Origin of the sequence: Methylobacterium iners (genome assembly GCF_022179305.1) — a bacterium.
In the GTDB taxonomy this organism is placed as follows: Bacteria; Pseudomonadota; Alphaproteobacteria; order Rhizobiales; family Beijerinckiaceae; genus Methylobacterium; species Methylobacterium iners.
Genome location: NZ_BPQP01000016.1, coordinates 131,938 through 146,240 on the forward strand (window position 1 = coordinate 131,938; position 14,303 = coordinate 146,240).

General features: G+C 70.1%; 13 protein-coding genes. 6 read left to right on the forward strand and 7 right to left on the reverse strand.

The genetic code is table 11. From position 1 onward, the window contains the following. Positions 1–44 precede the first annotated feature (44 nt). The 3 genes from MFF55_RS05590 to MFF55_RS05600 all read right to left on the reverse strand — a co-directional run bounded on the left by MFF55_RS05590 (position 45) and on the right by MFF55_RS05600 (position 3,032). Positions 45–998 (reverse strand): prephenate/arogenate dehydrogenase family protein, encoded by a 954-nt coding sequence (locus MFF55_RS05590; RefSeq protein ID WP_238243092.1) that lies wholly within the window; start codon positions 996–998, stop codon positions 45–47. Then, positions 991–2,115: a pyridoxal phosphate-dependent aminotransferase gene (locus MFF55_RS05595; protein ID WP_238243093.1), complete on the reverse strand. Its 1,125-nt coding sequence runs from the start codon at positions 2,113–2,115 to the stop codon at positions 991–993. Before MFF55_RS05595 ends, MFF55_RS05590 begins: the two co-directional genes overlap by 8 nt. Before the next feature lie 71 nt (positions 2,116–2,186). After that, entirely contained in the window at positions 2,187–3,032 is an 846-nt protein-coding gene (locus MFF55_RS05600; RefSeq protein ID WP_238243094.1) for a chorismate mutase, read from the reverse strand. 372 nt (positions 3,033–3,404) lie between these two features. Here MFF55_RS05600 and MFF55_RS05605 point away from each other — a divergent pair, with 372 nt between their 5' ends. The 3 genes from MFF55_RS05605 to metW all read left to right on the forward strand — a co-directional run bounded on the left by MFF55_RS05605 (position 3,405) and on the right by metW (position 7,871). Continuing rightward, positions 3,405–5,705, forward strand: coding sequence for an MHYT domain-containing protein (locus MFF55_RS05605; protein WP_238243095.1), 2,301 nt, complete (start codon positions 3,405–3,407; stop codon positions 5,703–5,705). 284 nt (positions 5,706–5,989) lie between these two features. Next, a complete protein-coding gene (metX, locus tag MFF55_RS05610; RefSeq protein WP_238243096.1) occupies positions 5,990–7,186 on the forward strand; it encodes a homoserine O-acetyltransferase MetX in 1,197 nt (398 codons plus the stop codon). Positions 7,187–7,196: 10 nt separating this feature from the next. Continuing rightward, entirely contained in the window at positions 7,197–7,871 is a 675-nt protein-coding gene (metW, locus tag MFF55_RS05615) for a methionine biosynthesis protein MetW (protein WP_238243097.1), read from the forward strand. Positions 7,872–7,977: 106 nt separating this feature from the next. Here the strand turns inward: metW and MFF55_RS05620 are convergent, their stop codons facing one another. Beyond that, positions 7,978–8,400, reverse strand: coding sequence for an organic hydroperoxide resistance protein (locus MFF55_RS05620; RefSeq protein WP_238243098.1), 423 nt, complete (start codon positions 8,398–8,400; stop codon positions 7,978–7,980). A gap of 255 nt (positions 8,401–8,655) precedes the next feature. On the opposite strand from MFF55_RS05620, the gene MFF55_RS05625 reads away from it, so the two are divergent. Beyond that, a complete protein-coding gene (locus MFF55_RS05625; protein ID WP_238243099.1) occupies positions 8,656–9,162 on the forward strand; it encodes a MarR family winged helix-turn-helix transcriptional regulator in 507 nt (168 codons plus the stop codon). Positions 9,163–9,411: 249 nt separating this feature from the next. Beyond that, a complete protein-coding gene (locus MFF55_RS05630) occupies positions 9,412–10,359 on the forward strand; it encodes an exopolyphosphatase (RefSeq protein WP_238243100.1) in 948 nt (315 codons plus the stop codon). A 143-nt stretch (positions 10,360–10,502) separates the two neighbouring features. Here the strand turns inward: MFF55_RS05630 and MFF55_RS05635 are convergent, their stop codons facing one another. Next, positions 10,503–10,862: a c-type cytochrome gene (locus MFF55_RS05635; protein WP_238243101.1), complete on the reverse strand. Its 360-nt coding sequence runs from the start codon at positions 10,860–10,862 to the stop codon at positions 10,503–10,505. A gap of 276 nt (positions 10,863–11,138) precedes the next feature. On the opposite strand from MFF55_RS05635, the gene MFF55_RS05640 reads away from it, so the two are divergent. Then, the gene (locus tag MFF55_RS05640) at positions 11,139–12,572 is read left to right on the forward strand and encodes an FAD-linked oxidase C-terminal domain-containing protein (protein WP_238243102.1); all 1,434 of its coding nucleotides are present in this window, start codon (positions 11,139–11,141) and stop codon (positions 12,570–12,572) included. 1 nt (position 12,573) lies between these two features. On the opposite strand, the gene MFF55_RS05645 is transcribed toward MFF55_RS05640, so the two are convergent. Continuing rightward, entirely contained in the window at positions 12,574–13,419 is an 846-nt protein-coding gene (locus MFF55_RS05645) for a 23S rRNA (adenine(2030)-N(6))-methyltransferase RlmJ (protein ID WP_238243103.1), read from the reverse strand. Between the two features lie 6 nt (positions 13,420–13,425). After that, complete coding sequence (locus MFF55_RS05650; RefSeq protein ID WP_238243133.1) at positions 13,426–14,082, reverse strand: ribonuclease T2 family protein; 657 nt, start codon at positions 14,080–14,082, stop codon at positions 13,426–13,428. Positions 14,083–14,303: the final 221 nt, after the last annotated feature.

The following is a 14,303-nucleotide window of genomic DNA, read 5'->3' on the forward strand; positions in this document are numbered from 1 at the left end:
ACCGAGGGCGACTCAGCGGCGAGGCAAGCGGAACCGGCCCCAGCCTACTCCTCCCCACGAGCGGAGGAGGTTGTGTCCGTCACCGGCCGCCCCCGACCGAAATCCGCCTCCGCCGTCTCCTGCCCCATCGCGACGATGCTGCGCCGGATCGCCCGGGTGCGGGTGAAGAGGTCGTGGAGGGCGTCGCCGTCGCCCCAGCGGATCGCGCGGGCGAGCGCCGCCAGGTCCTCGTTGAAGCGGCCGAGCATCTCCAGCACCGCGTCCTTGTTGGCCAAAAAGACGTCGCGCCACATGGTCGGGTCGGAGGCTGCGATGCGGGTGAAGTCACGAAACCCGCCGGCCGAGAACTTGATCACCTCCGATTGCGTCACCGCCTCCAGGTCGGCCGCGGTACCGACGATGTTGTAGGCGATGAGGTGCGGCACGTGGCTGGTGATCGCCAGCACGAGGTCGTGGTGCTCGGCCGTCATCGACTCGACGATGGCGCCGATGCCTTCCCAGAAGGCCTGGACCCGCGCGACCGCCTCGGGGTCGCTGCCCTCGGGCGGCGTCAGGATGCACCAGCGCCCCTGGAACAGGGTCGAGAACCCCGCATCCGGTCCCGAATACTCGGTGCCCGCCACGGGATGGGCCGGTACGAAGGTGACGCCCTCGGGCAGGTGGGGGCTTACCCCCGCCACGACGCTGACCTTGACCGAGCCGACGTCGGAGACGATGGCGCCGGGGCTCAGGTGCGGGCCCATCCGCTCGGCCACGGCGCCGGCCGCGCCGACGGGCACGCACAGGATCACGAGGTCGGCGCCCGCGACGCCGGCGAGGTCGTCCGTGACCTCGTCGGCGAGGCCGAGCGCCCGCACCCGCTCCAGCACCGCCGGATCGCGGTCGATCGCGACGATCGTCCCGGCCCCACCGAACTGGCGGGCCGCCCGGGCGAGCGAGGAGCCGATCAGACCCAGTCCGATGATCGCGAGCCGGCGGAAGCCCCCCGCCTCAGGCACCGGCCTCGCCCTCCAGGAAGGACGCCAGCGCCGCCAGGAAGGCGCGGTTGGCCTCCTCCGCGCCGACCGTGACCCTGAGCGCGTTCGGCAGGCCGTAGGCGCTGACGCGGCGCACGATGATTCCGCGGGCCGTCAGGAAGGCGTCGGCCTTGGCCGCCGAGCGCCCGGGCTCCTCGGGGAAGTGGACGAGGAGGAAGTTGCCGACGCTCGGCGTCACCGTCAGCCCGAGGGCGCCGACGCGCTCGCTCAGCCAGGCGAGCCATTCGTCGTTGTGCGCCGCCGCCGCGGCGACATGGGCCTCGTCGGCGATCGCCGCCGCACCCGCCGCGATGCCGGCGCCCGAGACGTTGAACGGCCCCCGGATGCGGTTGACCGCGTCGACGATGCCCGGCGGCCCGACCATCCAGCCGATGCGCAGGGCGGCCAGCCCGTGGATCTTCGAGAAGGTCCGGGTCATGACCACGTTCTCGGCCTGGAGGACGAGGTCGAGCCCGGCGCTGTAATCGTTGGCGCGCACGTACTCGGCATAGGCGCCGTCGAGGACGAGGAGGACGTTCCCGGGCAGGCCCGCATGCAGGCGCCGGATCTCCTCGAACGAGACGTAGGTGCCCGTCGGGTTGTTGGGGTTGGCGAGGTAGACGATGCGCGTGCGCGGCGTCACCGCCGCGAGCAGGGCGTCGACATCGGCGCGCAGGTCGCGCTCGGGAACCACGACCGGGGTTCCGCCCGCGGCCAGGATCGCGATGCGGTAGACGAGGAAGCCGTGCTCGGTGAACAGGCCCTCGTCGCCGGGACCGAGAAAGGCGTAGGCGAGGAACGAGAGCAGCTCGTCCGAGCCCGCGCCGCAGACGATGCGGGCCGGGTCGAGGCCGTAGCGCCCGGCGATCGCCTCGCGCAGCCGCGTGGCGTTGCCGTCCGGATAGAGGGCGAGGCGCCCGCCCTCCTCCGCGAGGGCCGCGAGGGCCTTCGGGCTGGGGCCGAGCGGCGTCTCGTTCGACGAGAGCTTATGGACCTTCGCCATCCCCGGCGCGCCGCTCTTGCCGGGCACGTAGGCCTTGATGGCGAGCACGCTCGGGCGGGGCACGGGACGAAGGGAGGACATGGTGGCGGAGGACATGGGGGCGACGCCGTTCGGATGAGCGGCCCCTCTAGCGCAGCTTGCCTGTCGTGGCGAGCGGGCGGCCCGTCTCACACCCGGAACCGGGCCGCATGGCTCCCGATCTCGTCGAGGCTGCTCGGGCCTGCGCCCGCCCGCTCCAGGGCCTCGCGCAGCTGGCGCGGGCCGACGCCGCCGGGCACGGCGAGGAGCAGGCGGGGCCCCTCCCCGCCCTCGGCGCGGGCCACGACCTCGCCGTAGAGGTCCTGCAGGGCGCGGGTTCCCTCCTCCGTCCAGACCTCGACGCGGGTGGCGTGGAGCACCCAGTCCCGCTGGGCCGCAGCCGGGTCGTCGAGGGGGTTGGCCACCACGAGGACGGGGGTGCCGGCCGGATGCGTCGGGCGCTCGATGAAGGGGAGCCGCGCGATCACCTTCGGCCTGCCTGCGCCCACAAGCCCCTCCCACCAGGCCGTCCCCGAGACCGCGGCGCCGAGGCGGAAGATGCCGAGGTCGCCGCGCGAGGCCGCCACCGCCTCGATCACCGCCGCGCAGGTCGGGTGCGGCCGGTAGGGCACCGTGAAGCCGAAATGGAAGCGGGCGGAATCCCGCATCGGCGCGTCGCCGCCCGAGACGTCCGCGTGGACCTGGAACGGCGCCTGGACCCAGGTGAAGGTCGCGATGATGACTCGCCAGATGCCCTCCACCGTATCCAGCGGCAGGAGCCCGCGGTGGCGCTCGGCGACGCGGCGCATCATCGAGGCCTCGCGCCCGGGCCGGAAGGCCGAGCCGCTGGCCGAGGTGCGCTTGGCCGCGATGAGGCGGTCGATGATCGTGCCCCGCTGGATCAGCAGGGCGTGCATCTCCGCGTCGATCCGGTCGATCTCGGCGCGTAAGCTGGCGAGGTCGTCGGGGGCGTCGGGTCTCGGGGTGAGGCGCATGCGGGGGTCCGGCGGGCGTGTCGGACCTCGTGTCTACGATCGACGGGTGCGAAGGGCCAGCGTCGGGTCTTGGAGCGGTGCCGAGTTGGGCCGGAACTCCGCGATGGGCGGGGAGCGGTCGTTCGCCTGACGCGGTCAGCGACCGGGCTGACCCTCGTCGGATCTCGGGAGCGTCCGCTCCCAGGTGGCCTTCGCGACGCAGGCGCCATTCAGGATCCCGCTTCCCAGGATCCGAGGCGCGCGGAATTAGATGGTCTCGCGAGCCTTGCTGGGCACGATCTCCGCCTGACATGCCCGGTCGCTTGGAGGGTTCCAGGAAGCCTCCTAAGGTCTGCCTGGGCAGCCGCTTCGCGCCCATGCGAGAAGGCTAGGATGTCCCTCACAGGAGCCCACGACAGCACCCTCGTCGCCCTCTCGATCCTGATCGCGACGGTCGCCTCCTACACCGCCCTTGATCTCGCAGGCCGCATCCGTGCCGCAACAGGTTGGGCAGCACGCGCGTGGCTCGCGACCGCCGCCCTGGCGATGGGCGGTGGCATCTGGGCCATGCACTTCGTCGCCATGCTCGCCTTCAGCATGCCGGGCATGGAGGCGCATTACGACCTCGGCCTCACGCTCCTGTCACTGATCGTGCCCGTGGCGGTGACCGGAATCGGCTTTGCCGTCGTGAACCGGCCCACGAGCAGCCGCTTCGCGCTCGCCGCCAGCGGTCTTCTCATGGGCATCGGCATCGCGGCCATGCACTACACCGGCATGGCCGCGATGCACGTGCCCGCGTCCCTGCGCTACGACGCGCCGTGGGTGGCCGTCTCGATCCTGATCGCGGTCGGAGCCTCGACCATCGCGCTCTGGCTCGCCTTCAAGAACACGGGGCTGGTTCAGAAGCTCGTCGCCGCCGGGGTGATGGGCATGGCCGTCTCGGGCATGCACTACACGGCCATGTATGCCGCGTCGTTCACCGCTCACGGCGTGACCGACGGCGGGCATGGCTATGCCAGCATCGGCCAGACCAACCTTGCCCTCGCCGTCGCCGCCACGACGTTCCTCATCCTCTTCCTCTCGCTGATCGCGGCCATGTTCGACCGCCGCTTCGCTGTGCTGGCCGAGCGGGAGGCCCTGGCTTTGCGCCGGAGCGAGGAGCAGTTCCGCGCGCTCTACCGAAAGACCCCGCTGCCGCTGCACGCCCTCGATGCCGAGGGCCGCGTCGAGGAGGTCAGCGAGGCGTGGCTCGATCTTCTCGGCTACCCGCGCGAGAGCGTTGTGGGTCGCCCCTTGATCAACTTCATGAGCGGGGAATCCGCGCGCCGCCGCGTTCAGGAGGACTGGCCGAAGCTCCTGGCGAGCGGCGCGCTTCGCGACGCCGAGTACCGCTTCGTGACCCATCGCGGCGAGCCTCTGGACGTTCTCCTGTCCTCGCAGGTTGAGCGTGACGCGCAGGGCCGGTTCCTGCGCGCGCTCGGCGGCCTCGTCGATGTGACAGCCAGACGACGCGCAGAGGAGGCGCTGCGGCAGGCCCAGAAGATGGAGGCAGTGGGACGCCTCACCGGCGGCATCGCGCACGACTTCAACAACCTGCTCGCCGTGGTGATCGGCAACCTCGACCTGCTGCGCAAGCGCCTGCCCGACGACCCCCGGCTCACGCGCCTCGTCGAGCATGCGATCCAGGGGGCTGAGCGTGGAGCCTCGTTGACCCAGCGCATGCTGTCCTTTGCACGGCGGCAGAGTCTGAGGCCCGAGCGGATCTGCGCCCCCGATCTCGTGCGGGGCATGGAGGACCTGCTTCGCCGCTCCATCGGCCCGCAGGTGCAGATCGAGACCCACTTTCCCCTGGGGTTGGCCTACGCCTATGCGGACGCCAACCAGGTTGAGCTGGCGCTGTTAAACCTCGTCGTGAACGCACGGGACGCCATGCCCAATGGCGGCATCATCACGATCAGCGCACGCGAGCAGGCGGTCGGAACGGACCAAGTGAGTGGTCTTTCACCGGGCAAGTACGTCTGCCTCGCCGTATCGGACACGGGCACGGGCATGGACGAGGCCACCCTGGGGCGAGCGATGGAGCCGTTCTTCACGACGAAGGGGGTCGGCAAGGGCACGGGGCTGGGGCTCTCCATGGTGCACGGCCTCGCCGAGCAGTCCGGTGGAGCCCTTGTCCTCGAGAGCCGTGTCGGCGTGGGCACGACCGCTGAGGTGTGGCTTCCGTTTGCCGAGGCCAGAGAGGAGCCCGGCGAGATCGCGGCTGAGGCAGGCAAGAAGGCGGGCGCTGCGACGCCCTCGCTGACGGTTCTGGCGATCGATGATGATGCCCTTGTCCTGGCGAACACGGCGGCGATGCTGGATGACCTCGGGCATGTGGTCCTCGAGGCCTCGTCCGGAGAGGAGGCGCTGACCTTCTTGCGAAGGGGCCGCAAGGTCGATCTCATAATCACGGACTACGCCATGCCGGGCATGACGGGCCTGCACCTCGCGGAGGCGATCCGGGCCGAGTGGCCGCGCATGCCGATCCTGCTGGCGACCGGCTATGCGGAGGTGGCGCTGGACAGCCACCTTGCCCTGCCCCGGCTGAACAAGCCCTATCAGCAGGCCGATCTGGCCGATGCGGTCGCGGGCTGCCTGAAGCAGGAGGATGCAGCAGACCGGGTCGTCGCGTTCCGGCCCGTCCGCGGCGGGTGAACCCCAACCACCTTGGGTCGACGGACGCACTGGTCGGCTAGCAGGAGCGCGATGGACGTCCGCTTCTGGCGCAAAGCCGTCGCGAGCCGAACTTCCGCAACGGGTCGGACGCAGACAGGAAGAGCGCCTCGTTCTCCAAACCGCTCCCCACCCGATGCCCGCGTTCGTTGACGCAGGCAGGGGCGCGGACTAACTGCTGGTAGCCGAATTGCGCGGGCGAAGACGCCCAATCGTGGCATCCGGGTGTCGCGACCGCCGAGCGCCCGGACCCGTTAAGACGCCCTATGGACACCGCCGCCGACCTGATCGCGAACCGTCCCGTCGAGACAGGCCCCGCGGCCGAGCTCTCGCAGGCGGCCGACCCCAAGAGCCCCGTCGCCCTGTTCGGCCCCGACGAGCCGCTGGCGACAGATGCCGGCGTGCAGATCAGCCCGTTCCAGATCGCCTACCAGACCGCCGGCACCCTCAATGCGGATCGCTCCAACGCGGTCCTGATCTGCCACGCGCTCACCGGCGACCAGCACTTCGCCCACACCCATCCCCTCACGGGCAAGCCCGGCTGGTGGGAGACGCTGGTGGGGCCGGGCAAGCCCATCGACACGGACCGCTACTTCGTCGTCTGCTCGAACGTGATCGGGAGCTGCATGGGCTCGACGGGCCCGGCCTCGATCAATCCGGCGACGGGGCACCCCTACGGCCTCGACTTCCCCCTCGTCACGATCCGCGACATGGTCCGCGCCCAGGCGATGCTGCTCGATCGTCTCGGCATCCCGGACCTGTTCCTCTGCATCGGCGGCTCGATGGGCGGGATGCAGGTGCTGCAATGGGCGGCGAGCTTTCCGGACCGCGTCTTCGCGGCGATGCCCATCGCCACCGGCGCCCGGCACTCGGCCCAGAACATTGCCTTCCACGAGGTCGGGCGGCAGGCGATCATGGCCGACCCGGCCTGGGCCGAGGGCCGCTATCTCGAGGCCGGCACCCGGCCCGCCAAGGGTTTGGGGGTCGCCCGGATGGGCGCGCACATCACCTATCTGTCGGAGCCGGCGCTCCACCGGAAGTTCGGGCGCCGCTTCCAGGGCGGCTCGGCCCCGACCTTCTCCTTCAACGCCGACTTCCAGATCGAGAGCTACCTGCGCCACCAGGGCCTCAGCTTCGTCGAGCGCTTCGACGCCAACGCCTACCTCTACCTGACCCGGGCGATGGACTATTTCGACCTCGCGGCCGATGGCGGCGGGGTGCTGGCCAACGCCTTTCGCGGCACCAAGACCCGGTTCTGCGTCATGTCCTTCACCTCGGACTGGCTCTTTCCGACCGCCGATTCCCGCGCCATCGTGCACGCGCTCAACGCGGCCTCCGCGCCCGTCGCCTTCGTCGAGGTCGAGAGCGACAAGGGCCACGACGCCTTCCTGCTCGACGAGCCGGCCATGTTCTCGGCGGCCCGGGGCTTCATCGACGCCGCCGCCCGGGCCCGCGGCCTGTGAGGGGACAGCCATGAACGCGCCCGTCACCCCCTGGGATGCGGCGCAAGCGATCCCCCGCTCGGACGGCGCCCGCGTCGATCACATCGCGGTCCTCGAACTGGTGCCGCCCGGCGCCCGTGTCCTCGACATCGGCTGCGGCGACGGCACCCTGCTGGCGCTCCTGCGCGACCGCCGGGGCGTGGACGGGCGCGGCATCGAGCTCTCCCGCGAGGGCGTGAATGCCTGCCTCGCCCGCGGGCTCCCCGTGATCCAGGGCGACGCCGACACCGATTTGGAGAACTACCCCGACGACGCCTTCGACGTCGTGGTGCTGTCCCAGACCATCCAGGCGACGCGCAACCCCCGTATCGTGCTGGAGCACCTGCTCCGGATCGGGCGGCAGGTGGTCATCTCCTTCCCGAATTTCGGGCATTGGCGGGTGCGGGCGGAGCTGGCCCTGCGCGGGCGCATGCCGGTGACCGAGCTGATGCCGGAGGCCTGGTACGAGACCCAGAACATCCACCATTGCACCATCCGCGACTTCGTCGGGCTGTGCCGGGTGGTGGGGGCCCGGATCGAGCGGGCGGCAGCGCTCGATGCGAGCGGACGGCCGATGCGCTTCTCGATGCCCTGGTGGGTCTGGAACCTGATCGGCGCGCAGGGCGTGTTCCTGCTGCGCCGGGGTGAGGGAGCCGGGCCGGGCTGAGCGGCCCGGTGTGTTTCACGTGAAACGCGAGAAAGTCCCCTCCCCCCAAGGGGGAGGAGAGCCTCGCGAGCCTCTCCCTAACCCTGGTGATCGATCCGAAGCGATCTCAAGCCGCCGAGATGTCGACCTGGATGTTGCCCCGCGTGGCGTGGGAATAGGGGCAGACCACGTCGGCGCGCTTGACCAGCTCCTCCGCCTTGGCGTGGTCAATGCCGGGCAGATGGGCCTTGAGGGTGACGACGAGGCCGAAGCCCGCGCCGTCGTCGCGCTGGCCGATGCCGACCGACGACTCGACCTTGGCGTCGTCCGGGATCCTCACCTTGTCCTGCGCGGCCACGAACTTGATCGCGCCGAGGAAGCAGGCGGCGTAGCCGGCCGCGAAGAGCTGCTCGGGGTTGGTGCCCGACCCGCCGCCGCCGCCGAGCTCCTTCGGGGTGGAAAGCGTCACCTGGAGCGTGCCGTCCTGCGTCGCCGCCGAGCCTTCGCGGCCGCCGGTGGCGTGGGCGTGGGTGGTGTAGAGGGCCTTCATGTCATCTCCTGCTGGCATTCGTCTCGCGACCCTGAGATGGGCCGCAACGGGCCGGGGTCGAGCCCCGGCCGCCGGTCGCCGCAACCCGATTGCGCACAACCCATCCGGCTTATCGCACGGATATCGATTGCGCACAATCCTGTTTCCGGCGGCTTGGCCGAGGGCTCGATTGTACGGGAAACCCGTTCTGCCGTAAGATGCGGGGTCACCGCGCGAAAGCCGCCGTGGCACCAGGGATCGGACGGGCTCAATCGGATGGCGGCGGCGCGACATTCACGGACGGGTGCGGGGAAGACCCAGGCGCAGGACCCGCAGAGCCTCGACAGCCAGCTCTGCTTCGCCGTCTACGCCGCCGCGCACGCCTTCGGCCGCGCCTACCGCAGCCTGCTCGCCGGCCACGGGCTGACCTATCCGCAATACCTCGTCCTGCTCGTCCTCTGGGAGGAGGAAGGGCTGACGGTGAAGGACATCGGCACCCGCCTGTTCCTCGATTCCGGCACGCTGACGCCCCTCCTGAAGCGGCTCGAGGCGGCAGGCCATGTCCGCCGCGCCCGCGACCGCAGCGACGAGCGGCAGGTGAGCATCTTCCTGACCCCGAAGGGCCGGGCGCTGCAATCGCGCATGGATTGCGTCCCGGAACAGGCGGGCCTGCTTACGGGCCTCGACCTCGACGCCCGGCGCGCCCTCCTCGATCACCTCGCCGCGCTGCGGGGCACGCTCCACGAGAACCTGGCGGGTGACGGGGCGGGGGCCGAGGCCTAGCGCTCAAGATCCGAGTCGAGGGTCTCCACTCCCTACGGTTCGCCAGCCAAGTCGTCCCGGCCAAGTCGTTCCGACCGAATGAGCGTTGTCGACGTCGATTCGAACGCTCCGTGCGACGGGCTCCTACAATTCGCGCGCTCGAGTTTGGACATCGAATCTCAACCAAGCTCCGCGATGCCGCGGGCAGCGATAACAATACCTTCAGCACTCGCAGGCACTGCTTCAACGCCCTTGGAGAGCTGACCGACCATGCCCACTCAGAAGTTCCGCCTCGTGACCCGGAGTGATTTCGACGGCCTCGTCTGTGGCATGCTGCTGCGCGAACTCGACCTCATCGACGAGATCAAGTTCGTCCACCCCAAGGACATGCAGGACGGCCTCATCGCGATCTCGGAGCGCGACATCATCACCAACCTGCCCTACGTCCAGGGGTGTCATCTCGCCTTCGACCATCACTCGAGCGAAGGCGCGCGCAATGCCGGGCGGGACTTCCCCAACCACGTCATCGATGTGACGGCGCCGTCCGCGGCCCGCGTCGTGTACCGCCACTATGGCGCGGCGGCCTTCCCGCGCATCAGCGACGAGCTCATGTCCGCGGTCGACAAGGCCGACGCGGCCCAGTTCAGCCGCGAGGAAATCCTCGACCCGCAAGGTTGGGTTCTGCTCAACTTCCTCATGGACTCGCGGACCGGGCTCGGGCGTTTCCGCGACTTCCGCATCTCGAACTACGACCTGATGATGCAGCTGATCGAGCGCTGCCGCGACCACACGATCGCGGAGGTCCTGGCCCTGCCGGACGTCAAGGAGCGCGTCGACCTCTACATGAGCCACCGCGACCGCTTCGCGGCGCAACTCCAGCGCTGCACGTCCGTGCACGGCAAGCTCGCGCTCATCGACCTGCGGGACGAAGAGATCATCTACGCGGGTAACCGCTTCGCGGTGTACGCGCTCTTTCCCGATTGCGACGTCTCGGCCCACGTCATGTGGGGCCTGAAGAAGCAGAACACCGTCTTCGCGATCGGCAAATCGATTCTGGACCGTCGCTCGCAGGTCGATGTCGGAGCGCTGTGCCTCTCCTACGGCGGCGGCGGCCACTACGCCGCCGGCACGTGTCAGGTGCCCAACGAGCGAGCCGAGCCTGTGAAAGCCGAGCTCATCGCTGCGCTTTCGGGGACCTCCTACAAGGCCGCCGCCTGACGTGCCGCCGGCGCTCCTGCGCGGGGCGGCATCGTGCCAGGCGTGATGCCATGCGTGCAGGAACGATCCCGATGCCCTGCATCCCTCCCCCGTGGGGGAGGGTCGTGTTTTGTCCTGATTGAGGGGACGGACCGGAGCCGGCCCTACTTCTGCGAGGCGAGGTAGGCGATGACGTCGGCGGTCTTCTTCTCGTCCTTGAGGCCCTGGTAGACCATCTTGGTGCCCTTCACCTTGTTGGTGGCGGGGCCGATGAGCCATTCCTTCAGGTTCGCCTCGTCCCAGGTGATGCCCGAATCCTTGAGGGCGGCGGAGTAGTTGTAGCCTTCCACCGCAGCGGCCTTGCGGCCGACGACGCCCGTGAGGTTGGGGCCGACGCCGTTCTTGCCGAAGGCGTGGCAGGCCTTGCACGCGGTGAACGCCTTCTCGCCGGCGGCGGCGTCCTGCGCCTGAGCGGACAGGGGCAACATCAGCGCGAATGCGGCGCCGAGGATGAGATGACGCATCGTTTCTTTCCTCCGTTGGGCGGCGACAGCCGCCTCGGCTTATGGCAGAGCTTGCCGTTTTAGAACAAGTCGAGAGTAAGAACGTTCCGGAGCCAATTAGGTCCCTTGCGGCGAAAAGAAGCCGTCTGCCGATCACGACGACGCCATCGGGGACGAAGGCGCAGGGTCCCGCGTTGACGGGGGAACGCCGCACCCCCTCCCCCGTGCCGGGAGCCCGCTTTCTGGTATGATCGCCTCAAGCTGAGCGGATGCTGAAAAACCGCGGAGGAACGCCCCATGTCGATCGCCTTTCCGACCCCGGATCCCGACATCCTCGCCCGTCGCGATGCCATCATCGCCGGGCTGAAGCCCCTGGTGGCGGCCGAGGCCCTGGTGACGAGCGAGGACGAGCGCCGCGCCTTCGAGACGGACGGGCTCACCGCCTACCGCCAGATGCCGCTCGCCGTGGTGCTGCCCTCGACCACGGCGGAGGTCTCGGCGGTGATGGCCTATTGCCACAGGAACGGCGTGCGCGTGGTGGCCCGGGGCGCCGGCACCTCGCTCGCGGGCGGGGCCATCGCGCAGGGCGACGCGATCATCCTGGGCGTCGCCAAGATGAACCGCATCCTCGACCTCGACTTCGCCAACCGCACCGCGCGGGTCGAGGCGGGCATCACCAACCTCGCGATCTCGGGCGCGGTCTCTCACGAGGGCTTCTTCTACGCCCCCGACCCATCGAGCCAGCTCGCCTGCACCATCGCCGGCAACATCGCGATGAACTCCGGCGGCGCCCATTGCCTGAAATACGGCGTGACGACGAACAACCTGCTCGGCGTCACCCTGGTGATGAACGACGGCACCGTGGTCGCGCTCGGCGGCGACCACCTCGACAGCCCCGGCTACGATCTGCTCGGTCTCATCTGCGGCTCGGAGGGGCAGCTCGGCATCGTGACCGAGGCGACTGTGCGCATCCTGCGCGCCGCTGAGGGCGCGCGGCCGGCGCTCGTCGGCTTCTCCTCGGTGGAGGATGCCGGCGCCTGCACCGCGGCGATCATCGCGGCCGGCATCATCCCCGTGGCGATCGAGTACATGGACCGCGAAGCGATCCTGATCACCGAGGATTTCGCGCAGGCCGGCTATCCCCGCGACGCCGAGGCGATGCTGATCATCGAGGTCGAGGGCTCGGACCGGGAATGCAGCGACATGCTCGCGCGCATCGCCGAGATCGCCAAGGCCTTCAACCCGACGAGCCTGAGGATCTCGGGCTCCGAGGCCGAGAGCGCGGCCATCTGGAAGGGCCGCAAATCCGCCTTCGGCGCCACGGGCCGCATCTCCGACTACATCTGCATGGACGGCACCATCCCCACGGGCCAGCTCGGGCCGGTGCTGGAGCGGATCGGGGCGATCTGCGCGGAGAAGGGCCTTCGCGTCGCCAACGTCTTCCATGCCGGCGACGGCAACCTGCACCCGCTGATCCTGTTCGACATCAACAAGCCTGGTGAGCTGCAGAAGGCGGAGGCCGCCGGCGACGAGATCCTCAAGCTCTGCGTCGAGGTCGGGGGCTGCCTCACCGGCGAGCATGGGGTGGGCATCGAGAAGCGCGAGCTGATGCGCTTTCAGTACGCGAAGGAGGACCTCGAGCAGCAGATGCGGGTGCGCAACGTCTTCGACCCGGGCTGGCTGATGAACCCGGCCAAGGTGTTCCCGCTGGAGGGCCGGGTGGCGGCGTAATCTACCCTGCCGCCCCGAGCGCCTCGCAGCGGAACGCCCCGTAATCGCCCCGCGCCAGGCGCTCCGCCAGCGCCGGCAGGAACAGGCCCGCCTCCTCGGCGAGCCGCCAGGGCGGGTTGACCACGATGAGCCCGTTGCCGGTCAGGCGGGTCGTGTCGGGCGCGTCGATCATCAGGTCGAGGCGCAGCGCCGGCCGGTCGAGCGCCCGGTCGAGGGCCGCCGCCATGCGGTCGACGGGGGCGGGATCCTTGATCGGGTACCAAGCCAGGAAGATTCCGGTCGGCCATTTCGCGACCGCCCTGGCGAGCGCCGCTCCGAGCCGGTCGATCTCGCCCGGCTCCTCGTAGGGCGGATCGATCAGGACGAGGCCGCGGCGCTCAGGGGGCGGGATCAGCGCGTTGAGGGCCGTCCAGCCGTCCAGATGCATCACCTTGCTGCGTGGGTCGCGGTTGTAGCGCGCGCGCAGAACCTCCGCATCGGCCGGGTGCAGCTCGACGAAGACGCCCTGGTCGCCGGGGCGCAGGAACTCGCGCAGGATCGCCGGCGAGCCGGGATAGGTGCTCGCGCCGTGGCGCGCCTTCGCCGCCGCCACCGCCTCGCGATAGGGCGCGAGAAGGGCCTCCACGGGCTCGGAGAAGGCCGTGTCGAGGCGGCCCCAGCCCTGGTGCCACTCGCCGGTGCGCCCGGCCTCCTCGCCCGCCAGATCGTAGAAGCCTAGGCCCGCATGGGTGTCGATGGCCCGGAAAGGCTTGGGCTTCTCGCGCAGGTGGACCAGCACGCGGGTGAGCACGAGGTGCTTGAGGACGTCCGCGAAGTTGCCGGCGTGGAAGGCGTGGCGATAGTTCATGCCCGCTCAACGCGCGGCGTCGACCGCGATCTCCCCGGCCCGGCAGTTCTGGCGGGCGAGCTCCGGGCAGGGCGTGAAGCCGCGCAGATCCTTCGCGAAGCAGATCCGCACCTCCTGCAGATGGCCCCGGGTGCAGGCGACCGACATCATGTCCGGCCGCAGGCCCCGGTTGGCCAGGACGAACTGGCGGGCGATCTCGATCGGCGCCTCGCGGCGGTCGGCGACCGGGTTGCGGAAGGTCTCAGGGATCGTCACGGCCTCCCGCGCTTCCTGAGCCGCGCGGAAATACGAGGTCGGATCGAGCCCCGAGCAGGTGCCGTGCTTGCGCCACTGGTAGCGGGCGAGGCCTTCGCTCGGAAAGACGGCGCCCGCGACCTCCATCGCCTGCCGCGTCGGCGCGCGCTCGACGGCGGAGCAGTTCGAGGGAAAGCCGCGCCGGTATTGCGGCCAGAGCCCGTGCACGACGAAGCCGAGCCCCCGGCCGGGCCGGCACTGGCCCTCGTCGCGGCGGTCGCCGGCACTCTCGCAGTAGCTCGGTGACCAGGAGAGCGCGAGGACGTAGAAATCGAAATCCCCCGGCGCGCCGCCGGAGCCCTGGGCGGCGGCACCCGTGGTCGCGAGGGCGACGAGGCACGCCGCAAGCGCGCCGCGCGCCCGAACTATCGGGTTCGATCGACCGCGCCACCCTTTCCCGGACGCCTGGAGCGCCAGCGCAAGGCGATCCGGGACCCAGCGCGTGACCTGCCGCGCCAGCGGCTCATGACCCGCAGCGCAAGGGTTCGGACGCGTCGCGGTTTCCTGTGCTGGACTCCGCTGACGCTCCGCCCGTCCGGGAAAGCAGGTGGGTGACGCGACCGAAGCGACCGCCCGGCGATCGAATGGCG

What these genes read in the sequence shown, in the direction of transcription:
- MFF55_RS05595 (WP_238243093.1), bottom strand. Translation starts at nt 2,115, where the DNA reads ATGTCCTCCGCCACCATGTCCTCCCTTCGTCCCGTGCCCCGCCCGAGC.
- MFF55_RS05600 (WP_238243094.1), bottom strand. Translation starts at nt 3,032, where the DNA reads ATGCGCCTCACCCCGAGACCCGACGCCCCCGACGACCTCGCCAGCTTA.
- MFF55_RS05605 (WP_238243095.1), top strand. Translation starts at nt 3,405, where the DNA reads ATGTCCCTCACAGGAGCCCACGACAGCACCCTCGTCGCCCTCTCGATC.
- metX (WP_238243096.1), top strand. Translation starts at nt 5,990, where the DNA reads ATGGACACCGCCGCCGACCTGATCGCGAACCGTCCCGTCGAGACAGGC.
- metW (WP_238243097.1), top strand. Translation starts at nt 7,197, where the DNA reads ATGAACGCGCCCGTCACCCCCTGGGATGCGGCGCAAGCGATCCCCCGC.
- MFF55_RS05620 (WP_238243098.1), bottom strand. Translation starts at nt 8,400, where the DNA reads ATGAAGGCCCTCTACACCACCCACGCCCACGCCACCGGCGGCCGCGAA.
- MFF55_RS05625 (WP_238243099.1), top strand. Translation starts at nt 8,656, where the DNA reads ATGGCGGCGGCGCGACATTCACGGACGGGTGCGGGGAAGACCCAGGCG.
- MFF55_RS05630 (WP_238243100.1), top strand. Translation starts at nt 9,412, where the DNA reads ATGCCCACTCAGAAGTTCCGCCTCGTGACCCGGAGTGATTTCGACGGC.
- MFF55_RS05635 (WP_238243101.1), bottom strand. Translation starts at nt 10,862, where the DNA reads ATGCGTCATCTCATCCTCGGCGCCGCATTCGCGCTGATGTTGCCCCTG.
- MFF55_RS05640 (WP_238243102.1), top strand. Translation starts at nt 11,139, where the DNA reads ATGTCGATCGCCTTTCCGACCCCGGATCCCGACATCCTCGCCCGTCGC.
- MFF55_RS05645 (WP_238243103.1), bottom strand. Translation starts at nt 13,419, where the DNA reads ATGAACTATCGCCACGCCTTCCACGCCGGCAACTTCGCGGACGTCCTC.